General features: G+C 31.9%; 23 protein-coding genes. 5 read left to right on the top strand and 18 right to left on the bottom strand.

All coding sequences use genetic code 11. The features are described 5' to 3' along the window. The 9 genes from HMPREF3241_RS10010 to HMPREF3241_RS09970 form a co-directional block, all read right to left on the bottom strand. Complete coding sequence (locus HMPREF3241_RS10010; RefSeq protein WP_002496493.1) at positions 1-804, bottom strand: ABC transporter permease; 804 nt, start codon at positions 802-804, stop codon at positions 1-3. Continuing rightward, positions 797-1,891 carry an ABC transporter ATP-binding protein gene (locus HMPREF3241_RS10005; protein ID WP_070853652.1) on the bottom strand — a complete coding sequence of 365 codons (1,095 nt, stop codon included), beginning with the start codon at positions 1,889-1,891 and terminating at the stop codon, positions 797-799. The genes HMPREF3241_RS10010 and HMPREF3241_RS10005 overlap by 8 nt, the downstream gene beginning before the upstream one ends. Positions 1,892-1,902: 11 nt before the next feature. After that, complete coding sequence (locus HMPREF3241_RS10000; protein WP_002446174.1) at positions 1,903-2,442, bottom strand: helix-turn-helix domain-containing protein; 540 nt, start codon at positions 2,440-2,442, stop codon at positions 1,903-1,905. A 138-nt stretch (positions 2,443-2,580) separates the two neighbouring features. Next, positions 2,581-2,859 (bottom strand): UPF0223 family protein, encoded by a 279-nt coding sequence (locus HMPREF3241_RS09995; RefSeq protein WP_070853651.1) that lies wholly within the window; start codon positions 2,857-2,859, stop codon positions 2,581-2,583. 311 nt (positions 2,860-3,170) lie between these two features. Beyond that, complete coding sequence (gene lpdA, locus HMPREF3241_RS09990) at positions 3,171-4,577, bottom strand: dihydrolipoyl dehydrogenase (protein ID WP_001831650.1); 1,407 nt, start codon at positions 4,575-4,577, stop codon at positions 3,171-3,173. Positions 4,578-4,581: 4 nt separating this feature from the next. Beyond that, on the bottom strand, positions 4,582-5,883 hold the full coding sequence (locus tag HMPREF3241_RS09985) for a dihydrolipoamide acetyltransferase family protein (protein WP_002446172.1): 1,302 nt from the start codon (positions 5,881-5,883) through the stop codon (positions 4,582-4,584). Positions 5,884-6,013: 130 nt separating this feature from the next. Further along, positions 6,014-6,991 (bottom strand): alpha-ketoacid dehydrogenase subunit beta, encoded by a 978-nt coding sequence (locus HMPREF3241_RS09980; protein WP_038812524.1) that lies wholly within the window; start codon positions 6,989-6,991, stop codon positions 6,014-6,016. 3 nt (positions 6,992-6,994) lie between these two features. Further along, positions 6,995-8,107, bottom strand: a complete 1,113-nt coding sequence (gene pdhA / locus HMPREF3241_RS09975; RefSeq protein ID WP_001831653.1) for a pyruvate dehydrogenase (acetyl-transferring) E1 component subunit alpha — start codon at positions 8,105-8,107, stop codon at positions 6,995-6,997. Between the two features lie 170 nt (positions 8,108-8,277). Beyond that, positions 8,278-8,904, bottom strand: a complete 627-nt coding sequence (locus HMPREF3241_RS09970) for a YkyA family protein (RefSeq protein WP_038812523.1) — start codon at positions 8,902-8,904, stop codon at positions 8,278-8,280. Positions 8,905-9,086: 182 nt separating this feature from the next. On the opposite strand from HMPREF3241_RS09970, the gene def reads away from it, so the two are divergent. The 3 genes from def (at position 9,087) to rnjA (ending at position 11,971) form a co-directional block, all read left to right on the top strand. After that, positions 9,087-9,638: a peptide deformylase gene (def, locus tag HMPREF3241_RS09965; protein ID WP_070853650.1), complete on the top strand. Its 552-nt coding sequence runs from the start codon at positions 9,087-9,089 to the stop codon at positions 9,636-9,638. Positions 9,639-10,070: 432 nt separating this feature from the next. Continuing rightward, complete coding sequence (locus HMPREF3241_RS09960; protein ID WP_001831646.1) at positions 10,071-10,289, top strand: DNA-dependent RNA polymerase subunit epsilon; 219 nt, start codon at positions 10,071-10,073, stop codon at positions 10,287-10,289. Further along, positions 10,289-11,971, top strand: a complete 1,683-nt coding sequence (rnjA, locus tag HMPREF3241_RS09955; RefSeq protein WP_001831649.1) for a ribonuclease J1 — start codon at positions 10,289-10,291, stop codon at positions 11,969-11,971. The genes HMPREF3241_RS09960 and rnjA overlap by 1 nt, the downstream gene beginning before the upstream one ends. 970 nt (positions 11,972-12,941) lie before the next feature. On the opposite strand, the gene HMPREF3241_RS09950 is transcribed toward rnjA, so the two are convergent. Genes HMPREF3241_RS09950 through HMPREF3241_RS09940 form a run of 3 tightly spaced genes read right to left on the bottom strand, consistent with a single transcriptional unit; the run spans position 12,942 to position 16,025 of the window. Next, the gene (locus tag HMPREF3241_RS09950) at positions 12,942-13,601 is read right to left on the bottom strand and encodes a potassium channel family protein (RefSeq protein ID WP_001831652.1); all 660 of its coding nucleotides are present in this window, start codon (positions 13,599-13,601) and stop codon (positions 12,942-12,944) included. Between the two features lie 55 nt (positions 13,602-13,656). Next, positions 13,657-14,673, bottom strand: a complete 1,017-nt coding sequence (locus HMPREF3241_RS09945) for a cytochrome d ubiquinol oxidase subunit II (protein ID WP_002446167.1) — start codon at positions 14,671-14,673, stop codon at positions 13,657-13,659. Then, entirely contained in the window at positions 14,670-16,025 is a 1,356-nt protein-coding gene (locus HMPREF3241_RS09940; protein ID WP_070853649.1) for a cytochrome ubiquinol oxidase subunit I, read from the bottom strand. Before HMPREF3241_RS09940 ends, HMPREF3241_RS09945 begins: the two co-directional genes overlap by 4 nt. Before the next feature lie 204 nt (positions 16,026-16,229). Between HMPREF3241_RS09940 and HMPREF3241_RS09935 the strand changes: the two genes are divergently transcribed. Beyond that, complete coding sequence (locus HMPREF3241_RS09935) at positions 16,230-16,466, top strand: glutaredoxin family protein (protein ID WP_002446165.1); 237 nt, start codon at positions 16,230-16,232, stop codon at positions 16,464-16,466. A gap of 265 nt (positions 16,467-16,731) precedes the next feature. Here the strand turns inward: HMPREF3241_RS09935 and ptsP are convergent, their stop codons facing one another. The 5 genes from ptsP to auxA form a co-directional block, all read right to left on the bottom strand. Beyond that, positions 16,732-18,450 (bottom strand): phosphoenolpyruvate--protein phosphotransferase, encoded by a 1,719-nt coding sequence (gene ptsP / locus HMPREF3241_RS09930; RefSeq protein ID WP_002446164.1) that lies wholly within the window; start codon positions 18,448-18,450, stop codon positions 16,732-16,734. Positions 18,451-18,452: 2 nt separating this feature from the next. Further along, positions 18,453-18,719, bottom strand: coding sequence for a phosphocarrier protein HPr (locus HMPREF3241_RS09925; RefSeq protein WP_001831726.1), 267 nt, complete (start codon positions 18,717-18,719; stop codon positions 18,453-18,455). A 155-nt stretch (positions 18,720-18,874) separates the two neighbouring features. Further along, a complete protein-coding gene (locus HMPREF3241_RS09920; protein ID WP_001831644.1) occupies positions 18,875-19,414 on the bottom strand; it encodes a hypothetical protein in 540 nt (179 codons plus the stop codon). A gap of 59 nt (positions 19,415-19,473) precedes the next feature. After that, a complete protein-coding gene (locus HMPREF3241_RS09915; protein WP_002446163.1) occupies positions 19,474-20,646 on the bottom strand; it encodes a class I SAM-dependent rRNA methyltransferase in 1,173 nt (390 codons plus the stop codon). 307 nt (positions 20,647-20,953) lie between these two features. After that, the gene (gene auxA, locus HMPREF3241_RS09910; RefSeq protein ID WP_002490073.1) at positions 20,954-22,246 is read right to left on the bottom strand and encodes a lipoteichoic acid stability factor AuxA; all 1,293 of its coding nucleotides are present in this window, start codon (positions 22,244-22,246) and stop codon (positions 20,954-20,956) included. Between the two features lie 151 nt (positions 22,247-22,397). On the opposite strand from auxA, the gene graF reads away from it, so the two are divergent. Continuing rightward, positions 22,398-22,532, top strand: coding sequence for a glycopeptide resistance-associated protein GraF (gene graF / locus HMPREF3241_RS13065; RefSeq protein ID WP_001831711.1), 135 nt, complete (start codon positions 22,398-22,400; stop codon positions 22,530-22,532). Positions 22,533-22,956: 424 nt separating this feature from the next. On the opposite strand, the gene HMPREF3241_RS09900 is transcribed toward graF, so the two are convergent. After that, on the bottom strand, positions 22,957-23,931 hold a 975-nt coding region (locus tag HMPREF3241_RS09900), incomplete at its 5' end, for an oleate hydratase (RefSeq protein WP_083324188.1).

Raw genomic sequence — 23,931 nt, 5'->3', positions numbered from 1 at the left:
TCACCCCTTCCCATTAGATGATTTTGATTTTGTAATAATGAGTAAAAAGGCCATAAAAATAATAAGAAAAAGTGCTATAGTGGAACCTAATCCATAATTTTGTATAGTTAAGAACTGTTCTTCAATTGCTGTACCTACATTGATTACTTTGTTCCCAGCAATCAACCTGGTAATCATAAACAGTGAAAGAGCTGGTATAAATGTTACTTGCACACCAGTTTTAATACCTTCTCTTGTTAACGGAACGATGACTTTACGAAACGTAGTAAATGTACTAGCACCTAAATCATTAGAGGCTTGCAAAATATTGTTAGGAATTGCTTTCATGCTGTTAAATATAGGCAAAATCATAAATGGGATATATATATAACTCGCCACCAATAAAAATGCACCACTTGTAAACAACAAGTTTAATTTAGGTATTTGAAATACATGTAGAGCTTGGTTAATAAATCCATCATGCCCTAACAAACCAATAAATGCATAGGTCTTGAGAAGTAAGTTAATCCAAGTAGGGATAATTAACAACATGAGCAGTATATTTTGAAATCTTGAATAAGAAATAAAGTACGCAGCTGGGTAACTTATTACTAAGGTAATCATTGTAATTAAAGCGGCATACCAAATTGAATCAATAAACATTTTTAAATATCTAGTTGAAAATACCTGCTCATAATTTGTAAAACTAAAGTGACCATAAATATCTATAAAAGAAAAGTAAACAAGTAAAATGACTGGAATGATAATAAATATAACCATCCATAATAAGTAAGGAACCAGTAACCATTTATTGACATTACGCATGATGATAGTCCTCATAACTTTCAATTCGCTTATCAAATTCTTCTTCTGTTTCACCTGGTACCATGATGTGTATTGCTTCTGGTTCAAAATACAGCCCTACTTCACTACCTACATTAGCTTTTTTTGTTGATTGTATTACCCATTCATACCCTTTTCTGTCTTTGCAACAAATTTCATAATGTACACCTCTAAATAGCATAGAATCAACTTTGGCTTTAAATAGCCCATCATTTTTTGAAACAAGTGAAATGTCTTCGGGTCTAATTACAACTTCAACTTTTTTATTTCCTGTTATTCCCATATCTACACAATCAAAATTTTGACCATAAATATTGACGACAAAATCTTCAACCATTGTACCTTCAACTATATTGGACTCTCCTATAAAATCAGCAACAAATCGGTTAACTGGTTCATCGTATATATCTATTGGTGTCCCGAATTGTTGAATTTTGCCATCTTTCATAACAAAAATATAATCACTTAATGCTAATGCCTCTTCTTGATCATGAGTTACAAATATAAAGGTTATACCTAAACGGGATTGAAGTTCTCTCAATAAATATTGCATTTCTGTTCGTAATTTTAAATCTAAGGCGGATAAAGACTCATCTAATAATAATATTTCAGGCTCATTAACAATTGCTCGTGCTATGGCTACACGTTGTTTTTGTCCACCACTCATACCTTGTATTTGCCTATGTTCATACCCACTTAATTTCACCAACTGAAGTGCCTCAGTAACTTTACGCTTAATTTCTGACTTACTTAATTTTTTTAATTTTAAACCATATGCAATATTGTCGAATACATTTAAATGTGGAAATAATGCATAATCTTGGAATACAGTATTTACCTTACGCTTATTCGGCGGCATTTTACCAATAGGTTTATCTTTATATATAATATCTCCACTATCGGGATATTCAAATCCTGCTATGAGTTTTAAAATTGTTGTTTTTCCACAACCCGAAGGACCTAAAAGTGTATAAAAATAGCCTGGTTCAATATCAATATTAATTTCGTTTAGTATTTGTACATCTTCAAAGCCCTTACTGACATCTTTAAAAGAAAGCAATGGATTCATAAAGTTTCCTCCTATAAATATGAAGCTGTGGCAACGATTAAAACCTTAACTTCTTTATTTGTTTCGTTATATAAGCGATGTTTATCTTTCGCTTTAAAATAAAGTACATCTTCTTTACAAGCTTTATATACTTGATTTCCTAGTTGAAGTGATACTTCACCATTTAAACAATAGATAAAAGTATCTGATTCAGATGGTTTAAAGTTTTTATATGAGGCATTTGGTCGTAAAGTTAGAATCAATGGTTCCATGTCAAACTCATTAGAATTCGTTACAAGCCAGTTCAAGATATAACCTTTATCATACTCATCATAAATAGTCTGTTCGTTCTTCTTATAAAGTACCTTCTCATCTGACGATTCTTTAAAAAAGTCGCTTGCAGAAGTACCAAGTACTTCTATTAAATTTAAAAATGTTTCCATACTAGGTGAAGCATGATTACTTTCAATTTGCGATATATATCCTTTTGATAGATCAGTTCGCTCTGCTAATTCCTCTTGTGTCAAATTTTTTATTCTTCTTAAATTACGTAATTTATATCCAATATCCATCTTTCTGACCACCTAAAAAAGCTATATCATGTTTACTTATATCAAACATTTTGTTTAATGCTTAATAAAAATAACAAAATATAGCTACGTAATCAATAGTTTTATATTAACTTATTATTGCGGATTTAATAGAAAAAGTTAGTCGATATCTTTACTAAAAATAGTTTGATTTGGATTTTTTTTAATTTCTTGAATTACTTTGTAACTATTATAACCACTTTTATTTTCAAATTCTTTAAAAACCTGTTTTTCATCAGCTTTTCCGGGCACAATATGTTTAAAATTTTTATAAGCATTTAAAACTTCGTCACCCTTTACAGATGACTCATAATAATTTTCGATTTTATTAAAGAAATGAATCACTTTCATCATTTCATCATTAGTCCAATCTAAATCTAATGGATATTGATATTCCATAGTATCCTCTCCTTTATATACTTTATACTTTTATTTTTCAAATTTAGATATATTAAAAATAACACAGTATACCTTTATTGGCATAAAAAGATGGGATAAAATCCATTTTTGAATTCTATCCCACCATGAATAAATACCCCCAACAGATCGCTATGATTTAGAATAGCTAAATGCTGAGGGTAATATTTTGAAATGATTTATGATACGTATGACTATGCCAGTCTGTGACTATACATACGAAAAAGTAATATACGTACAAATCATAAATAAATCATATTAATTTGAATACATTTATCATTATTAACTTGTAATTACATAGTATGAATTGGATAACCAATTGCTTTTTCAGCAGCTTCCATTGTCATTTCACCTAAAGTTGGGTGTGCATGTACAGTTAATGCGATATCTTCAGCATTCATACCTGACTCGATAGCTAAACCTAATTCAGAGATAATATCAGATGCACCAGTACCTACAACTTGTGCTCCAATAAGCGTATCATCTTCTTTAAGCGTGATTAACTTAACAAAACCATTTGTATCATCTAAAGATAAAGCTCGTCCATTAGCTGCATAAGGGAATTTAGAAGCTTTAATTGATAAACCTTCTTCTTTTGCTTGAGCTTCAGTATAACCAACTTGTGCTAATTCTGGTTCTGTAAAGCAAACTGCTGGCATACCAATATAATCTACCTCTGCGGCTTGACCATCTATCGCTTCAGCAGCAACTTTACCTTCGTAACTAGCTTTGTGAGCTAATGGTAATCCAGGTACAATATCTCCAATCGCAAAGATATTTTCAATAGAAGTACGACTTTGTTTGTCCACTTCTAGTAATCCACGATCAGCAAATTTTAGACCAAGTTCTTCTAATCCTAATTCATCAGTATTAGGGCGACGGCCAACTGTAACTAAAACATAATCAGCTTCGATAGTTTGTTCCTCACCTTTTGCCTCATAAGTTACTTTGACACCATTTTCAGTTTCTTCAGCAGATTTTGCCATTGCTTCAGTAACGATTTCGATACCTTTTTCCTTCATACCTTTTTTAACAGGTTGCGTCATTTGCTTTTCAAATCCGCCTAGAATATCTTTTGCACCTTCAAGGATTGTAACTTCAGAGCCAAAGTTTGCAAAAGCAGTACCTAATTCAGAACCGATATATCCGCCACCAACTACAACTAGTTTGTTAGGTACTTCTTGTAGATTTAAAGCTCCTGTTGAATCGATAACACGTTTACCGAATTCAAAATTTGGAATTTCAATCGGTCTTGAACCTGTAGCTATAATCGCATGTTTGAAATTGTAAGTTTGAGCACTCTTTTCGTCCATGACACGTAAACTATTGTTATCAACGAAATAAGCTTCACCTCTAACAATCTCTACTTTGTTACCTTTTAAAAGTCCTTCAACACCGCCAGTTAATTTATTAACTACAGAAGTCTTGAATTCTTGAACTTTTTGATAGTTTAAAGAAACGCTTTCAGCAATTACCCCTAAGTTTTCTGAATTTTGCGCTTCAACAAAGCGATGAGAAGCATGAAGTAATGCTTTTGAAGGTATACAACCTACGTTTAAGCACACACCACCTAAATTACCTTTCTCAACGATTGTTACCTTTTGTCCTAATTGAGCCGCACGAATGGCTGCGACATATCCACCTGGACCTGCTCCTATTACAATAGTATCTGTTTCAATTGGGAAATCTCCAACTACCATGTTTTTACCCCTCCATTAATAATAATTCTGGATTATTTAATAAGCGTTTAATGTGATTCATAGCATTTTGTCCAGTAGCACCATCGATTTGTCTATGGTCAAAGCTTAATGATAAAGCTAATACTGGTGCAGCTACAATTTCTCCATCTTTAACGATAGGTTTTTGAGCGATACGGCCAATTCCTAAGATAGCTACTTCTGGGTGATTGATAACTGGTGTGAACCATTGACCACCAGCGGAACCGATATTACTAATTGTGCATGTTGCACCTTTCATTTCTTCTGAAGTTAATTTACCATCACGTGCTTTTACAGCTAGTTCATTAATTTCATCAGAAATTTCGAATATTGATTTACGATCAGCATGTTTAACTACTGGTACTAATAATCCTTTATCCGTATCTGCAGCAATACCAATATTCCAGTAATGTTTGTGCACAACCTCTCCAGCTTCTTCATTGAAAGAAGTATTAAGTGCTGGATATTTTTTAAGTGCAGAAACTAGTGCTTTAACAACATATGGTAAGAAAGTAAGTTTTGTACCTTGTTCAGCAGCAATTTCTTTAAATTTCTTACGGTGATCCCATAGTTCTTGCACATCAATTTCATCCATTAATGTAACATGAGGTGCAGTGTGTTTAGAATTAACCATTGCTTTAGCAATTGCTTTGCGCATTGCAGGTATTTTTTCTGTAGTTTCAGGGAAGTCACCTTCTGGTAAAGCTTGTGTTGCTGAAGCATTATCGACATCACTAGAAGTTGATTCAGATGCTGCGCTAGTGTTTGAACCTTCTTCGGAACTACCACCATTTAAGTATGCATCAATGTCTTCTTTTGTAATTCGTCCATTTTTACCAGAACCATTTACAGCTTTAATATTGACACCATTCTCACGTGCATACTTACGCACTGACGGCATCGCTTTAACAGTTTTATTTTCATCTACTTCTGTCTTTTCTTGTGATTGAGTTGATGAAGCTTCTTCTTGCACAGTTGATTCTTGTTCTTTTTCTTCTTTCTTAGAATCCTCATCATCGCCATGACCTTTAAATTGCATTTCTTCTGCATCAGGTGCATCAATTTTAACGATGACATCTCCTACAACTGCCACTGTTCCTTCATCTACTAACACTTCTTCAACAGTACCACTTACTGGAGAAGGAATTTCTACTACAGACTTATCATTTTGAACTTCTGCTAATACATCATCTTCTTCAATTGTGTCGCCGGCTTTAATAAACCATTTAACAATTTCACCTTCGTGGATACCTTCCCCGATATCGGGTAATCTAAATTCAAATGCCACGTTCTTGTCCTCCTAAGATTTACGTATTTAAATTATTGAAAATTTATACAAAAGTTGTAAGGTAAGGAAGACCTTACAACTAAATGTAAACTTTATTTGATTGATATTTTTACGTTTGCTTTTTTTATAATTAGAATTCTAAAGTTGCCTTAGCCTGCTCTATAATATCTTTTTTATTTGGTAACCAAACGTTTTCAGCTTGAGTAAATGGATAAATAGTATCTGATGCGGCTACTCGAGCTATTGGAGCTTCTAATGAAAGAATTGCTCGCTCTGCTAATTCTGCTGCCACTTGTGCACCTACACCAGCTTGGCGTTGAGCTTCTTGTACAACTACAGCACGACCAGTTTTCTCAACAGACGCTATTAGAGTATCGATATCAATTGGTTGTACAGTACGTAAGTCAATAACTTCAACTGAATAACCATCTTTTTCTAACTCTTCAGCAGCTTTTAGTGATTCTTGTACCATTGCCCCGTAAGATATTAAAGTAATATCATTACCTTCTTTTTTAACATTGGCTTTTCCGATGTCAATTGTGTATTCTTCTTCAGGAACCTCTTCACGGAAAGAACGATATAATTTCATATGTTCTAGATACACAACTGGATCATTACTTTGAATAGAAGAAATTAATAATCCTTTAGCATCATATGGTCCTGATGGAATAACTACTTTCAAACCAGGTGATTGAGCTAAGATACCTTCTAAATTATCAGCATGCAACTCTGGAGTGTGAACGCCACCACCAAAAGGTGCACGAATTGTAACTGGCGCTGGTTTAGTTCCACCTGAACGGAAACGAGTACGAGCAATTTGACCAGCTACTTCGTCAAACACCTCATAAACGAATCCTAAGAATTGAATTTCCATAACTGGACGGAAGCCAGTCACTGCTAAGCCTAGTGCAAGCCCACCAATTCCAGACTCTGCTAATGGTGTATCAAACACTCGATCTTCGCCAAATTCTTTTTGTAAACCTTCAGTAACACGGAATACACCACCGTTAACACCAACGTCTTCACCGAAAACTAAAACGTCTTCGTCTCTTTTGAGTTCACTTTTAAGCGCATCGTTAATCGCTTGAACCATTGTCATTTGTGCCATGGCTTACTTCGACTCCTTCTCTTTGTAAATTTCATATTGTTCTGCTAAATTTTGAGGCATTTCTTCATACATGATATCCATTAGAGAAGTAACAGTTTGTTTTTCTGTATTGTCAGCCTCTTTAATAGCTGCTTTTATTTCAGATTTTGCACGTTCAACCACTTCATTCTCTTTGTCTTCATTCCAAAGACCTTTAGCTTCTAAATATTTTCTGAAACGTACTAATGGGTCTTTTTTCTCCCATTCGGCATCTTCATCTGAAGTTCTATAACGAGTAGGATCATCACCAGCCATAGTATGTGGTCCATAACGATAAGTTAAAGTTTCGATAACAGTTGGACCTTCTCCTGCTACTGCACGTTCACGTGCTTCTAATGTTGCTTGATAAACAGCTAAAGCATCCATTCCATCAACTTGAATTCCAGGGATACCAACTGAAATAGCCTTTTGTGCTAATGTTTCTGCAGCTGTTTGTTTACTACGTGGTGTAGAGATGGCATAGTTATTGTTTTGAATTACAAAAATTGCAGGTGCTTTATATGCAGATGCAAAGTTAATTCCTTCATAGAAGTCACCTTGTGATGAACCACCATCACCAGTATAAGTAATTGCCACTGCATTTTTGCCACGTTTTTTAAGTCCAAATGCTACACCGGCAGTTTGAATATATTGTGCTCCGATAATGATTTGTGGGCTAAGTGCATTAACTCCCTCAGGGAATTGGTTACCTTTGAAGTGCCCTCTTGAGAATAAGAACGCGTCTGTAAGAGGTAAGCCATGCCAAATAATCTGAGGCACATCACGATAACCAGGTAAAATGAAGTCTTCACTTTCTAAAGCATACTGAGATGCTAATTGTGAAGCTTCTTGACCTGCTGTTGGTGCATAGAAACCTAAACGTCCTTGTCTATTTAATGAAATAGAACGTTGATCAAGAATTCTAGTCCATACCATTCTTTCCATTAATTCCACTAATTGTTCGTCTGTTAAATCAGGTACTAAGTCTTCATTAACGACATTTCCGTCTTCATCCAAAATTTGAACCATTTCAAATTTCGATTGAGTCTCATTTAAAACTTTAACTGCATCGAATTGGGCTTGTAACTTAGGAGCCATTCAATTCACCATACCTTTCCCATGTAAATAGAAATTCATTTTATCCTCCTTAATTGTATCACAAATAAAAATCTCTGTTAAACGATTTCATAAAGTTCTGTTCCACATAAAAATAATACAGTTACATGACCTGTTATATTAAAAATCACGCAACTGTATTAACTCATTATTTATTTTAATTGGTCTACATCCTGTTTTTCTCTTTTTACTTTCTCAATGGCTTTTGAGTATGCATTAAACTTATTATTCATTTCTTTATATGCTTTGGAAAGATCTTTAGATTTTTGGTCTACTTCTGATTGTGTTGCATTATCTTCATTCAAATAAGAAAACAGTTGTTTTTCCTTGTTAAGTGCTTTTTTGTAAGCCTTTGCATAAGCATCGTGTGATTTATATTTTTCTTTAATAGCACTATCAAGTTGTTCAACTTCTTTTTTCTTTGCTTTGTTTTCTACATGTTCAAGATATTGCTTGGCTTGTTTAAATTCTTTTTCAGAATTATCTATAGCCTTCTCTTCTTTTTCAAATTCTTTTTGTCTTTGCTTTACATTTTCAACGATATCTTCAGCTGCTTTTTTACGTGTGCTTTGATCTTTATCATTTACCTTTTTAAATAATTTTTGCTTTTTCTCTTCTAATTCGTTTATTTTTTTACTTACTTGATTAACGGGTTTCTCTTGGTCCATAGCTTTTTGTACTTGATCATCATATTTTTTAATTTCTTTTTTATCTACAGTACATCCAGCTAATAACACTGATGACGTTAGGACAATTGCTACAGTCTTTTTAAAATTCATGAACTGTTACCTCCTCAAAGTTGTTCGCTTGTAATATTAAATAATAAATAATAATAAATCAATATAAAGCTATCATTCTATATTCTAGTGCAAACATTTAAAGCTATAAAATCTTTGAGTATCTATTAATGTACTTGTATCTATCATATCTGATATATTATTTAATAAGGAAGGTGTATGACATGATAACAATGAAAGATATTATAAGAGATGGTCATCCAACACTTCGTGAAAAAGCGAAAGAATTAAGCTTCCCACTGTCTAACAATGATAAAGAAACGTTGCGCGCAATGCGTGAATTTCTAATCAATAGTCAGGATGAAGAAACGGCAAAACGTTATGTTCTACGTTCTGGTGTAGGTTTAGCTGCTCCACAAATTAATGAACCAAAGCGTATGATTGCTGTCTACTTACCTGATGATGGAAACGGCAAATCGTATGATTATATGCTCGTAAATCCTAAAATAGTAAGTTACAGTGTACAAGAAGCTTATTTACCAACTGGTGAAGGTTGCCTTAGTGTTGATGAAAACATCCCAGGTTTAGTGCATCGTCATCATAGAGTCACTATTAAAGCTCAAGATATTGATGGAAATGATGTTAAATTACGTCTCAAAGGCTATCCTGCAATTGTATTTCAACACGAAATTGATCATCTAAATGGCATTATGTTTTATGATTATATTGATGCCAATGAACCTCTAAAACCACATGAAGAGGCCGTAGAAGTCTAAATCATGAACTATATTAAAACACTTCATTAAGTTGTATTTTATACTTACTTAATGAAGTGTTTTTTTTAAAGTAATTCAAATGTTATTAAGATTAATTTAAAAACAAGAAAGTACATAGCGAAATAAAACTGCTTTATTTATTCAAAAACATCATGTAAAATATTACTTAACTGAAATCTTAGTAAATTGATACTAATTTCAAATTTTGAACGACATTATTACCCTAGAGAACATACTGGGCAGTGAGATTAAACAAGTATAAAAATTACGTTTAGATTGAGCTGGTATGTTTCTAACAAATTAAATTTAGAACACAAAAATTATTGAAGAATAATACTCTAATGGATATGTAAAAAATCTTTAATAACCCGAGTATACACAACTAGGGTCGTAAAATATAACAATTATAATTTATAGGAGGACAATACAATAATGGCAGTATTTAAAGTATTTTATCAACATAATAAAGATGAAGTCATCGTTCGTGAAAATACTCAAACAATTTATGTTGAGGGACAAACTGAGGAACAAGTAAGACGTTATTTGAAAGATCGAAATTTTAATATTGAATTTATTACTAAATTAGAGGGCGCACACTTAGAATATGAAAAAGAACATTCAACACACTTTAATGTGGAGAACGCCGAATAATGAAACAACTACATTCAAATGAAGTAGGTGTATATGCACTTGGTGGTTTAGGTGAAGTTGGAAAAAATACCTATGCTGTTGAGTACAAAGATGAAATTGTAATCATTGATGCTGGAATCAAATTCCCTGACGATAATCTTTTAGGAATTGATTATGTAATTCCTGATTACACTTACTTAGAACAGAACCAAGATAAGATTGTCGGTCTGTTTATTACTCATGGACACGAAGACCATATAGGTGGTGTGCCCTTCCTATTAAAACAAATTAATGTACCTATTTACGGTGGTCCATTAGCGTTAGGTCTCATTCGCAATAAACTAGAAGAACATCATTTGCTTAGAACGACTGAATTACATGAAATAGATGAAAGTAGCGTAATTAAGTCTAAGCATTTTGAAATTTCTTTCTATCTAACCACACATAGTATTCCAGAAGCATATGGCGTTATAGTCGATACACCTGAAGGTAAAATTGTTCATACGGGAGACTTCAAATTTGACTTTACTCCTGTAGGTGAGCCTGCTAATATAGCTAAAATGGCCCAATTAGGTCATGAAGGTGTGTTGTGCTTACTATCAGACTCAACAAATGCACTAGTTCCAGATTTCACTTTAAGTGAACGTGAAGTTGGACAAAATGTCGATAAAATTTTCAGAAATTGTAAGGGTCGTATTATCTTTGCAACTTTTGCTTCTAATATTTATCGTGTTCAACAAGCCGTTGAAGCAGCAATTAAATATAATCGTAAAATCGTTACATTTGGACGTTCAATGGAAAACAATATCAAAATTGGTATGGAACTAGGATATATCAAAGCGCCACCAGAAACGTTTATAGAGCCTAATAAAATAAATAGTGTACCTAAACACGAGTTACTCATTCTTTGTACTGGTTCTCAAGGTGAACCTATGGCTGCATTATCAAGAATTGCAAATGGTACACATAAGCAAATAAAAATTATACCGGAAGACACTGTAGTATTTAGTTCTTCACCTATTCCAGGTAACACTAAGAGTATCAATCGTACAATTAATGCGTTGTACAAAGCTGGTGCAGATGTGATTCATAGTAAAATATCAAACATTCACACTTCTGGACACGGTTCTCAAGGTGATCAACAATTAATGTTACGTCTGATTCAACCTAAATACTTCCTGCCAATTCACGGTGAATATCGTATGCTTAAAGCTCATGGCGAGACTGGTGTTCAATGCGGTGTTGATGAAGATAATGTATTTATTTTCGATATCGGTGATGTACTTGCCTTAACTCATGATTCTGCACGAAAAGCAGGAAGAATTCCTTCCGGCAATGTACTCGTTGATGGCAGTGGTATAGGTGATATTGGCAATGTTGTCATCAGAGATCGTAAATTACTTTCAGAAGAAGGGTTAGTTATTGTTGTTGTGAGCATTGACTTTAATACTAACAAATTACTATCTGGCCCTGATATTATTTCACGTGGTTTTGTTTATATGCGTGAATCTGGTCAATTAATTTATGATGCTCAACGTAAAATTAAAGGCGATGTCATTTCTAAACTTAACAGCAATAAAGATATTCAATGGCATCAAATTAAATCTTCAATTATCGAAACATTACATCCATATCTTTATGAAAAAACAGCTCGAAAACCTATGATTTTACCTGTGATAATGAAAGTAAATGAAGATAAATAAACACTTAAATATATTTAGTCAAGTTACAATGAATTTATACTACTTTAAATGTTTCCATCAATCTAATAATATTAGATATTTTTAGTAGTAATTAATTATTTTGAGTTATTCATTTAATACGATTTGAGATTATATCTTCTATCTTTGAATTTCTTATAAAAAAAGAAGTATAGAACTTAAAGTTCTTAAACTAGTAAAAAGAGACAATTGCTATATTATTTCATATAGCAATTGTCTCTTTTATAATTTTCAAACTATAATAAGCTTGTTGAGATACTATCTTACTTATATAAGTTCCTTTAATACAAATCCTATTCCTTCTTTGACTAGCTAATTGTTTTATGGTTTAGGTTCAGAAAATTTCTTAAAGTAATGTCTCTATATTCCAATCAGAAAATACTGATTATGTATAGAACATATAAAACTACTTTTAACAACATTTTACGATGATATAATGGATTGTATCACAATGGTGTTCAATTTCATTTAACTCGGGATCTATAATTGTTTCAATAATATCATTCACATGCTAAACATATCATTTATGGAGATGAGTACTGAAGTTTCTATTAGTATGGTAAATTGAGTCATGTTATAACCTTTATTCACAAAGTATGTCATACAATACTTAGTATTGTATAAATAGAGAAAAGCAGTAAGGTAATTTTCAATCAGAAAATATCTTACTGCTTTTTTGGGATTAATGTCCCAGTTTACTTTTTATAATTTTGAAATATTTATTTACAGGAATAACATTTAATAGAAGTACAAATAATTAAGTGTACTTTATTATGTTTAAGCCTAAAATAATACAATTTTATTAATCTATTTAAATACTTAAAAAGATTCAACATTATAAACTAGATTTTCATTTACGATATTCTAAAAACAAAAAGAAACAAATTTCACTTTTCAACAATTCACTTATGCTGTACAGATACATCAATTTAAAATTGGATTATGCAAACATTTACTTACTTATATTTTTTTCAAAGCGACCTAAGTCATTATCATGACCAATCATAATTAAAATGTCCCCTATTTCAATATTGATGTTAGGATCCGGAGAAACTATAAATTCTTTAGCTCTTTTAATTGCTATAATGTTAATACCATATTGCGCTCGAATATCTAATTCAATAATTGTTTGACCTGCCATTTTTTCTGTAGATTTTAATTCAACGATTGAATGCTCATCAGCAAGTTCTAAGTAATCAAGTACACTAGCACTAGCAACGTTATGAGCAATACGTCTTCCCATATCTCTTTCAGGGTGCACAACAGTGTCAGCACCTATTTTATTTAAAATCTTAGCATGATAATCATTTTGAGCTTTAGCAGTAACCTTTTTGACACCTAATTCTTTAAGAATTAACGTCGTTAGTGTACTAGATTGTATATTCTCACCAATAGCGACAATAACATGATCGAAATTACGTATTCCTAAACTCTTCATTACTGCCTCATCAGTTGTATCAGCAACAACAGCATGTGTTGCTATATCGCTATATTCGTTAACACGATTTTCGTCTCTATCAATAGCCATAACATCCATGTCTAATGCGTTAAGTTCTCTAACAATACTACCGCCAAAACGCCCTAGTCCAATTACGACATACTCTTTATCCATATTCGTCCTCCACTATATAAAAGAGGAATGATTACTAACATTCCTCAGAGTCTTATTATTTCTTTCCTTCCACATATGCTTTGTCGAAAACAAATAATCTTAATAATAATATTAACGATGGAATTAATAAAAGTAAACCTAAAACAAAAACAATAACTAATGATAATCCCATTTCCGGATTGACATGAGAGTCTGTAATTTTAATAAACGGATAAAGTAAATATGGAAGTTTACTCATTCCGTAGCCAAAGAATGCAAATAACATTTGCAATATAACCATGATAAAAGCTAGACCGTGTTTCTTTTTAAATATAGTCAGTAATCCAGCTATTATAAAAAATATAAAGCTGATTGCAAACATCCACCAATAATTAAAAATAGCAGTTCTAAAGTGATCAGAATTTTGAATTCTAAGAGATAAGAAAACAAATAATGAAATCACAATCATAGGTGGCCCCCAAAAAATATGCCATTGTCGTGTCATATCATAAGCTGGTTGATCATTTGCTTTATGAGCATAATATGTTAAAAAACCTGATGAAATATAGAGAACTGAAATTATGGCTAAGAATACTACAGACCATGCAAATGGACTTAATAATAATTGTATCCAGTCTAAATCAATATGTGTGCCATGCTCATAGATATAACCACCTTCTGAAATTGTTAGAGCAGTTGCTAGAGAGGCTGGAATTAATAGACCTGTTAAACCATATAATACAATCCAGGGCAGTTTAGTATCTTGACCATAATTTTCAAAAGCATAAAAACTACTTCGTATAGAAATAAGAATTAAAGCTATTGATCCAGGAACTAATAAAACTGTTCCTAAGTATTTAGCAGAATCAGGAAAAAAACCAATAAATCCTACAAAAAAGAAAACGAAAAAGACATTTGTAACTTCCCAAACTGGATTGAGGTATCTATGGATTAAATGATTAACCTTTTTCTCATTACCTGTCATTTTGGAATGCAATGCGAAAAATCCTGCACCAAAATCAATGGAGGCGATGATAATATAACAAAATAAAAATACCCATAATACTGTTATACCGATATAAGCGTAAATCATTTTGTTTCACCTCTCTCTTCAATCACTTTTTCTACATCTTTATAAGCAGGTTGATTTTTAAACATTCTAATTAGTACATAAGCCGAAGTAACTAGTAATAAAAGATATAGTAAACCGAATAACGTCGTTACTAATGTGATTCCCCCCGCCTGGGTAGCCGCCTCTGATACGCGCATATATCCTCGTATAATCCACGGTTGACGACCCATTTCAGTTAAGAACCAACCAAATTCTATCGCTAACATTGATGCGGGACCAGTTAACAAGATAGCGTATAACATCACACTACTAGTTACATATTTACGTAACTTTTTAACAATTAAAAATAACATATAGAGTCCTGAAATGATAAAACAGAATATTCCCATTGATACCATCAAATCGAAAAAGTAATGAACTATCATAGGAGGTAATTCATTTTTAGGAAATTCATTTAAACCTTTAACTTTTGTATTAAAACTATTATCTGCTAAAAAACTAAGTAATCCAGGAATCTCTAGTGCTCCTGAAACTTCATGTGTTTTTTCATTTAATACACCGAAAAGAACTAAATTCGCATGAGATTGCGTATCATAATGCCACTCATATGCTGCAAGCTTATCTGGTTGAACTTTGTGTAAAAATTTAGCAGATAAATCTCCTGCAATCATCGAAAGAACGGTATTGATGAATCCAACAATCATACTTAAATTAAGAGCTTTTGTATGGTATATTCTATCTTCTTTATGATTATGACGTAATAATTTAAACGCTGCGATGACAGCTAATATAAACGCCATCGTCATACCTGCAGTTGCAACTACATGTAAAGCACGAACCATAAAAGATGAATTAAACATTGCTTCTAATGGTTGAACATTTACCATTCGACCATTTTTAATTTCAAAACCCGCTGGGGTATTCATAAATGAATTGACTGATGTAATAAAGAATGCAGAGAATGAACCTCCTATAATGACGGGTATAGATATGAAAAAATGTGTCCATTTATTTTTAAATCTTTCCCAAGTATATAAATAAATACTTAAAAAGATTGCTTCAAAAAAGAATGCAAAAGTTTCCATGAATAGTGGTAAAGCAATAACATGACCGCCCATTTTCATAAACGTTGGCCAGACAAGTGAAAGTTGTAAACCAATAATGGTACCTGTAACGACGCCAACAGCAACGGTTATTGTGTAGCCTTTCGACCATCTTTTAGCCAATGTAATATAATTCGCATCATTTTTCTTTATGCCAATAAACTCTGCTATTGCAAACATAAGTGGCATACCAACACCAATTGTTGCAAATATGATATGCACTGCAAGTGTCATACCCGTCAACAATCGAGCTATTTCAACTGAATCCATCTATAAATCACCCTTCATTTTTATTTTTTAGTTATTGGAGTGACAAGTGATTAAAATTATAAGTCCTTAGTACTATTGAACTAAATTAAATTGCTTTAAATCATTGTGACGATTTTATGTCTTTTCACACAACGTTCACAAAGTTGAAATGACGTCTCTTTTTTTATATAGTGTTGTAAGATAAATCATGAGAGGATGTAATGTATGACTGATACAGTGATTATTTATACACAAGATGACTGTCCACCTTGTGCTTTTATTAAAAATTATTTAGTAAATAAAAATATCAAATTTACAGAAAAAAATATCAAAAATCAAAAATATAAAAATGAAATGATGAATTACGATGCATTTGCAACACCTTTTATTTTGCTTAAAGGGATACCTATGTATCAAGTAGATATGGAAAAATTGAATTATGAATTGAATATTACACCTTAATTTCTATTTTTAATTTTCGCGTGTTTAATTTCAAATTTTCAAACTAGCTAAACAAATATTGTCATCTTCAAGTAATTTATTAAATCAATATAATATATTAAAAAAATATTCTAGGACATATTTTGCAGAAAAATAGAATTTAACAAACTAATATGATTTAAACCATTATAAAAAGACAATTTCTATATTATTTTAATAGAAATTGTCTTTTTCTAGTCTAAGAACTTTATGTCTTATACTCTTAAAATATTCTTTTTAAAGTCAATTATTTAGCCAATTGGTTAACTAATTCAACGACTTCCTCTTGCGTTGAGCATTCAACAGCTCTATTAGCAAGTTCAGCCATTTCATTTTTACTTAAACCATTGATTTGTCTTCTAGCTTTTAGGATAGAAGTCGCACTCATTGAGAACTCATCTAAACCTAAACCTAATAATAAAGGCACAGCTGTTTGATCTCCAGCCATTTCACCACACATACCAGTCCATTTACCTTCTTTATGAGAAGCTTCAATAACTTGTTTAACTAATCGTAAAATTGAAGGATTATATGGTTGATATAAGTATGAAACTCGTTCAGACATACGGTCAGCAGCTAATGTGTATTGAATTAAGTCATTCGTTCCTATACTAAAGAAATCTACCTCTTTAGCAAATACATCAGCAAGTGCCGCGGTAGCTGGAATTTCAACCATAATACCTAATTCAATATCATCTGAAACTTCGTAACCTTCGCGAAGAAGATTTTCTTTCTCTTCAAGAAGTATTGATTTAGCGTCACGGAATTCTTTAATTGTTGCTACCATAGGGAACATAATATTCAATTTCCCATAAACTGAAGCACGTAGTAATGCACGTAATTGTGGTCTAAAGATTTCCGGCTGTGCTAAACATAAACGTATCGCACGATAACCTAAGAATGGATTCATTTCTTTAGGTAAATCTAAGTATGGAAGCTCCTTATCTCCGCCAATATCTAAAGTACGTACAACTACACGTTTACCGTCCATAGTTTCAAGTACCTTTTTATAAGCCTCGAATTGTTCTTCCTCAGTAGGCATTTGGTCTCTACCCATGTACAAGAATTCTGTACGGTATAAACCAATCCCTTGTGCACCGTTATCAATAACTCCTGATAAGTCATCTGGAGTACCAATATTAGCAGCTAGTTCAGCATGGACACCGTCAACTGTTACTGTATCAGCATCACGCAATTTTTGAAGTTCTTTCTTATCTTCAAAGAAACGCTCACGTTTGTTTTGATAAGCAATTAACTCATCTTCTGTAGGATCAATGATAACATCTCCGGACATACCATCTACAATAATCATATCACCTTGTTTAACTTCTTCAGTGATAGATTTAGTACCGACAACAGCTGCAATCTCTAAAGAACGACTCATAATTGCAGAGTGGCTGGTTCTACCACCAATATTAGTTACAAAACCTTGAACAAATTCTTTATTCAACTGTGCTGTATCTGAAGGTGTGAGGTCATTACCTACAATGACAGCACTTTCATTGATTAAACTAGGATTAGGTAAATCTACACCTAGAATATGAGCCAATACACGTTTAGAAACATCTCTGATATCAGCTGCACGTTCTTTCATGTATTCATTATCCATTGACTCAAAAATAGAAATAAATTGTGTCGTTACTTCATCCAAACCAGTTGCAGCATTGACTTTGTCATTTCTAATTTTGTCTTGAATGGGTTGTATTAATTCTGGATCATCTAAAACAAGTAAATGTGCATCAAAAATCGCTGCTTTATCAGCACCTAATTGAGCTTCGGCATTATTTCTTATTTTAGTTAATTCAATTTTTGAAGCTTCGATAGCGTCATTAAACTTATCAACTTCACTTTCTGTGTCAGTAACTTTTTCGTTACTGTCATAAGATAAGTCTGGCTCTACAATTAAGTAAGCTTTTGCGATTGCAACACCATCTGATGCAGCAATCCCTTTAATTAATTTAGACATAATTATTCAGCTAAACCTTCTTTTGATAAGACATCAGTGATAGATTGAATTGCGTCAGTTTCATCGCTACCGTCAGCATAAATAGTTATTTCAGCATCTTTACCTACACCTAAGCTCATTACACCCATGATTGATTTTAAATTAACTTTCTTCCCGTTATATTCTAATTGAATATCTGAATCAAATTTTGATGCAGTTTGTACTAGCATTGTAGCAGGGCGAGCATGAATCCCTGTTTCGTCTGTGATTACATATGATTTTTGTTCCATATTAAACTCTCCTTTGTACAGTTAGAATCTTCAATATTATTACAATCTAACAAAATATTTACAACTTAACTTTACCAAAACCTATAGCTAAATTCAATTCGTTTAAAATCGTTTTCAGCATATAAATTTTGCACCTCGAGACGATTATAACACTTCTATAAGTTATTGATAACTTTTTCACATTTATTGATATGATCTTTACCCAATTTGCTCATAAAATAATAGCTAATGGATGCAGATACAGCTTGCCCAACAAACGGGAACCATTTTGTTTGTTTGGCAGCTGCTCGTTTAGCTACATCTTTAATCACAACTTTAAGCAACGCCTCTGATACCTTACGTCCAATAAATTGACTTCCTTGAATTGCTGCTGCAGACATAATTCTTTCTTTCACTTGATCACTTAGTGAATTAACTTGATCGTGATCTAAACCATAAATTTTATTTACATCCTCTATAATATCTCTCATTAGTTTAAGATCTACTCCAAAATCAAGTCCTGGAATAGGAACTATACTAGCACCGGAGGAAAGTAGCGATTTCTTTTTAACTAAAGTTTCAGCTCTCTCTCTACGTTGTCTAAGTTCTTCCTGTGTAGTTGGCAAATCACCTTTCTCTTTAATTTCCTCTATGTTCAATAATGAGTTCCCTACTTTATTTGTAATATTATTAGTTAGTTTACTTCTAATTCCCATTTAATGACATCCTTTCAAATAATACTTTAACAGTGATTTATACCCATATTTATAGAAAATTAATTTTTTATTGTTACAAATACTGCTTTTAAATATTTTGAAGGTTTGTAGTGAGGATGAGTTTTAAAATCTTTAGGTAACCCCATTACTTCATTTATTTCATATTCAATATTATTTTGGGCTAGTGTTTTCTTTATTACATTTTTAAATGCCTTAAGAGAAAATGCACTTGAATTGGTACATAATAGTAAAGTACCTCCAGGCGATAAAATGTTAAGGGCTCCTTCAATTAATAAATTATAATCTTTTTGAACTGAAAAAGTTTTTTTCTTATTTCTCGCAAAGCTAGGTGGATCAATAACAATTGTATCGTATTGATGCCCATGTCGTCCTGCATAATTATAAAAATCAAACGTATCCATAACATAAATATATTGAGATTTAGGGTTGATACCATTTAAACCAAAATTTTCTTCAGTTAGCCCTCTAGAGCGATTTGCTAAGTCTACACTTGTTGTTGAGTTTGCATTTTCAGCTGCTATTACTGAAAACGCTCCAGTGTAACTGAATAAGTTAAGTACATGTCTTCTTTCTGAAAACTGATCTCTTAATTTTTTTCTAACTTCTTTTTGATCTAAAAATATACCAGTCATAAGACCATCATTTAGGTCTACGTTATAAAAAGTAAAATTTTCTTCTATAACGATAGGAAATTCAGGAGCATTACCTTCTACAAAGCCACCAGTGTAGGAAGAACCTTTAAAACGCATTTTCTCAAAAATTGAAGTGTATTCATATACTTCTTTGATTGCTTCTAAGATAGGAAATCTAAATTTATATATGCCTTTCGAATACCATTGAATTAAAAGATGTCCATTATAATTATCAATTGTCAGACCACCTACACCGTCACCTTCAGCATTAAATAATCTAAATGCGTTTGTACCTTCTATATTGAAATAGTATTGTCGCTCTTTTAATGCAGCTTCAAATAAACGTCTAAAAAACAAAGTGTTAATCTCTTCATTTTGATTATAACTCAATACCCACCCTAATCCTTTATGTTGTCTTCCAATATATCCAGTAGCTATATATTGTTGTTGCTCTGTCACCAGCGTTATCAAATCACCTTCTTTAAGATGATCATGTTCAAATAAATCTTCTTCATCTATTAATGGATAGTGGTTTAAATACTTTATTTCTTTGCCTTTATTTAGCGTAGCAAGTTTCATAAATGAATACCTCTCTTAATTTTTATCACTGTTAGTTATGATAATTTTGTTTCGTAAATCCAGTTAACACCATATAATTTCATCATCATTTTAACAAATAACTTTAGGGAATCACACAAAAAAAGAGTGGGACGAAATTCACTCTGAATTCACTATCCCACCCATGAAATGTATTGCTCACATAGAAATTTTTCTGTGAATATTTCTTACTGTTCATTGAATATAAAGCTAGATAAATACAATCATTGATTTGAAAAGTTAAGTATTTTTACCAATGATTAATGTTTATAAATCAAATTTAACCCATTTATTTTTCTCTCAACTGTAAAGAATAAGCAACAATCATTGCAATAAGCATTAATAACAAGATTGGCGTAATGAAAATTGATAATAATAATCCATGTACCATAATATTGATAAATTCTGTAAGAAATTTAAAGAATAAAATACTACCCATAAAGAGTTGTAAATAATAATATTTATCCCTTAAATAATAAGTTAATGTAGTTGCAATATAAATAATAATAATGAAAAGTAGCAACAATAACGTTACCCACTCAACTACATATTGCGTTTGTGATAACTCCCATTCACCAGTTAAGAATAATGCATTTCTATTATTAAATTCTAGAAAAGCAAAAAACAGAATAATTACACCACAAAACAATTGAACATACATCGGTTTAACCCATTTAGGTTTTTTCATCCAATTTGGAATATCGTCCTCTTGTATATCTACTATGCTGTTAATTTTTTGCTTAAACTTGTCCCTTTTGGCTCTAATTTTATCTAAATCAACACTTCTTCTGGTCTTACGTGCATACTCGGTTGTCTTATCTTGTAGTTGTTTTAAGTGAACTTTAGTTTGATTAGATATATTGCCTTTATTAGTTCTTGAAAGTTCAGGTTCCTCTTCGCCTAATTCTTCTTTAGTGAGTGGTAATGAACGTCTTAAGAATAAGAAATTCCATATAGCCATTTGACCTAATAACCACATAATAATGAAGAATGTATTCACACTTAAAATATCAATTGATTCAATTTCATTTGCGTCAATACGTCCATATAGCGAAATTTGGGTAATAAGATAACTCATTCCATAAGTTACAATAATCCACATATAATGGTTCTTACGATTGGCTTGGTTCAACTCATCTTTATAAACTATGTAACCAATATGAACTGTAAAAGGAATAATAAAGACGATTGCAAAAAAGCCATACACTTGTGTCATTAGCAATAATGTAATGATAAAGTACATAATGCCAATAACTAAAAAGAAAATTGAAATGTCATAATCGTATTTAATAGTTCTAAATAAAGTGTGACCTAACAACATCACTAAAATACCAAATACGATGATTACTATGGCACTTGTAATTGGAAAGCCACCAATAAATTTGCTCATCACTTTTATAATCTCGGCAAAAAAGGCATTTAGGAATTCCCATACGTTATGCACATGCGTATCAACCTTTTTGTCACCTTTAAATTGTTTGATTAAAGGTAAGTTAATAAAAATAATGAGACCTGTAAAAAGTGAAACGATACCGATAATATAACTAAATATAATTTCGGTGTGTTTCCTAAGAAAAGACATACTGTTCACCTCAAAATTATTATATATGAAGATTGTTTAATTGTCTTTAAAATATCATGAAATACATCTATAGACCTACAAACGTTTATTAATAGAATAACGGGGTAAACCATTTGTGTAAACAGAAATCCTATTAAAGAGGTGAATTTTTATGACAAATAAAGAATTTGAAAAAAAATCAGCAGAAAAAGCCAAAGAAGTAGAAGAAAAGCTTAAAGAACAAAACGAAGAAAAAACAGATGATATCGAACAAACTAAGAAAGATATTCAAGATACACTAGATTAATTTTACTAATGATATAAGTGGTTATGCTAGATAATAAAAAACTAAAAAGACTTGTTAGCATTTAAATCGTTGGATCATTGAGTTCATAAGTAATATAAAAAGACAATTTCTATTAAAATTTTTAATAGAAATTGTCTTTTTTTCGTAATAATACATAGGGCGTTCATCTATGATTATCATTATAATAATATCTTTTAATACAAATCTACGTTATTATTTAACCTTTTTTATTTCATAGTTAACATTTATGTAAATTTCTTTAGAACACTTATTTATTCTAAAGAAATAACATAACCATTTTACGACTACTTTTTCGAAAGATTTGCATCATAGTTCTTAAATCATGACTAATATCATTTATAAATAAAAACTGTCGCCAAAATCCTATATCTTGTAGGAAAGTTATATTTATCACTTAATTGCACTATAGTAATTTATGTTTACGTAACAATTCTTCAATAAAAGTACCACGTATTTTCTTCAACACTGTATTTAATACTGATCGTTTGATAAAGTTTTTATTGACAAGTTCATGTAAAGATCTACGATCATTTAATTCATAAAATGCATCCATCAGTACGCGTGCATCAAATTCAGAAGCATAAACTTCAGGTACACCTCTATCAACATCCAATAATTGATAAACAGCTTCCATAGCTGTTCTAACTGAATATTCTGTAGTGAATACCGTATCTCGTTCTGTTTCTGCAAAGTTTCCAATAAATGCTAAGTTTTTAGAGCCATTCGGTACTACTAATGGTCGATCTTTGTATACTCTAGGCATGAAATATGCAGTTACATACGGCATATAAACAGGAATCGTGTTACATTCCGATTGAGCTAATTCAACAATTTCCTCTTGTGGAACGCCCATATGATATAACCATTCTTGACAGATTTCACTACCAGTACATTCCGTGATTGGCTTTTTAATGAAGTCTCCTTTTTCGTCAGAGTATAATGCGTAAATCCATACACTAACTTGATTTTTAGGTTGTTTCTTAAATTGTTGCTGACGGTTTACTGTAAAACTAAGTTGCCAACTCGAATTAGCTACAGAAATGATACCACCTGTGACTGTCCGACCAGATAAAACATCTCTTTTACACAATTGTTCGATATATGAGATTATCTTTTTATTATCTGTTGTTGCCGTTGCTGATACAAACCAACTTTTAGCTGGAATGTGATCACAAAATTTCTCAGGTCTACCAAATTCTGGACTTTGATTAGCTAAGTTTTTCCATAATGTCCAACTACCACCTAAAGAATGTGTTATAGGAGCAGGGTGGTCATTATCACCATAGGTTGAACTTTCAGTAATACTTCCGTTAGTAACAAATACCAAGTCATTAACTGTTAACGGGATAGATTCTGTTTTACCATTTTTGTTTACAAG

This window comes from Staphylococcus sp. HMSC34G04 (assembly GCF_001838765.1).
Lineage (GTDB): Bacteria > Bacillota > Bacilli > Staphylococcales > Staphylococcaceae > Staphylococcus > Staphylococcus epidermidis.
This window is presented reverse-complemented; position numbering and strand designations above follow the sequence as displayed.

What these genes read in the sequence shown, in the direction of transcription:
- lpdA (WP_001831650.1), bottom strand. Translation starts at nt 4,577, where the DNA reads ATGGTAGTTGGAGATTTCCCAATTGAAACAGATACTATTGTAATAGGA.
- HMPREF3241_RS09950 (WP_001831652.1), bottom strand. Translation starts at nt 13,601, where the DNA reads ATGGATAAAGAGTATGTCGTAATTGGACTAGGGCGTTTTGGCGGTAGT.
- HMPREF3241_RS10000 (WP_002446174.1), bottom strand. Translation starts at nt 2,442, where the DNA reads ATGGATATTGGATATAAATTACGTAATTTAAGAAGAATAAAAAATTTG.
- rnjA (WP_001831649.1), top strand. Translation starts at nt 10,289, where the DNA reads ATGAAACAACTACATTCAAATGAAGTAGGTGTATATGCACTTGGTGGT.
- pdhA (WP_001831653.1), bottom strand. Translation starts at nt 8,107, where the DNA reads ATGGCTCCTAAGTTACAAGCCCAATTCGATGCAGTTAAAGTTTTAAAT.
- HMPREF3241_RS09915 (WP_002446163.1), bottom strand. Translation starts at nt 20,646, where the DNA reads ATGAAACTTGCTACGCTAAATAAAGGCAAAGAAATAAAGTATTTAAAC.
- HMPREF3241_RS09995 (WP_070853651.1), bottom strand. Translation starts at nt 2,859, where the DNA reads ATGGAATATCAATATCCATTAGATTTAGATTGGACTAATGATGAAATG.
- HMPREF3241_RS09940 (WP_070853649.1), bottom strand. Translation starts at nt 16,025, where the DNA reads ATGGATTCAGTTGAAATAGCTCGATTGTTGACGGGTATGACACTTGCA.
- HMPREF3241_RS09970 (WP_038812523.1), bottom strand. Translation starts at nt 8,904, where the DNA reads ATGAATTTTAAAAAGACTGTAGCAATTGTCCTAACGTCATCAGTGTTA.
- auxA (WP_002490073.1), bottom strand. Translation starts at nt 22,246, where the DNA reads ATGTCTTTTCTTAGGAAACACACCGAAATTATATTTAGTTATATTATC.
- HMPREF3241_RS09935 (WP_002446165.1), top strand. Translation starts at nt 16,230, where the DNA reads ATGACTGATACAGTGATTATTTATACACAAGATGACTGTCCACCTTGT.
- HMPREF3241_RS10010 (WP_002496493.1), bottom strand. Translation starts at nt 804, where the DNA reads ATGCGTAATGTCAATAAATGGTTACTGGTTCCTTACTTATTATGGATG.
- ptsP (WP_002446164.1), bottom strand. Translation starts at nt 18,450, where the DNA reads ATGTCTAAATTAATTAAAGGGATTGCTGCATCAGATGGTGTTGCAATC.
- HMPREF3241_RS09925 (WP_001831726.1), bottom strand. Translation starts at nt 18,719, where the DNA reads ATGGAACAAAAATCATATGTAATCACAGACGAAACAGGGATTCATGCT.
- HMPREF3241_RS09980 (WP_038812524.1), bottom strand. Translation starts at nt 6,991, where the DNA reads ATGGCACAAATGACAATGGTTCAAGCGATTAACGATGCGCTTAAAAGT.
- HMPREF3241_RS09920 (WP_001831644.1), bottom strand. Translation starts at nt 19,414, where the DNA reads ATGGGAATTAGAAGTAAACTAACTAATAATATTACAAATAAAGTAGGG.
- def (WP_070853650.1), top strand. Translation starts at nt 9,087, where the DNA reads ATGATAACAATGAAAGATATTATAAGAGATGGTCATCCAACACTTCGT.
- HMPREF3241_RS09945 (WP_002446167.1), bottom strand. Translation starts at nt 14,673, where the DNA reads ATGATTTACGCTTATATCGGTATAACAGTATTATGGGTATTTTTATTT.
- graF (WP_001831711.1), top strand. Translation starts at nt 22,398, where the DNA reads ATGACAAATAAAGAATTTGAAAAAAAATCAGCAGAAAAAGCCAAAGAA.
- HMPREF3241_RS10005 (WP_070853652.1), bottom strand. Translation starts at nt 1,891, where the DNA reads ATGAATCCATTGCTTTCTTTTAAAGATGTCAGTAAGGGCTTTGAAGAT.
- HMPREF3241_RS09960 (WP_001831646.1), top strand. Translation starts at nt 10,071, where the DNA reads ATGGCAGTATTTAAAGTATTTTATCAACATAATAAAGATGAAGTCATC.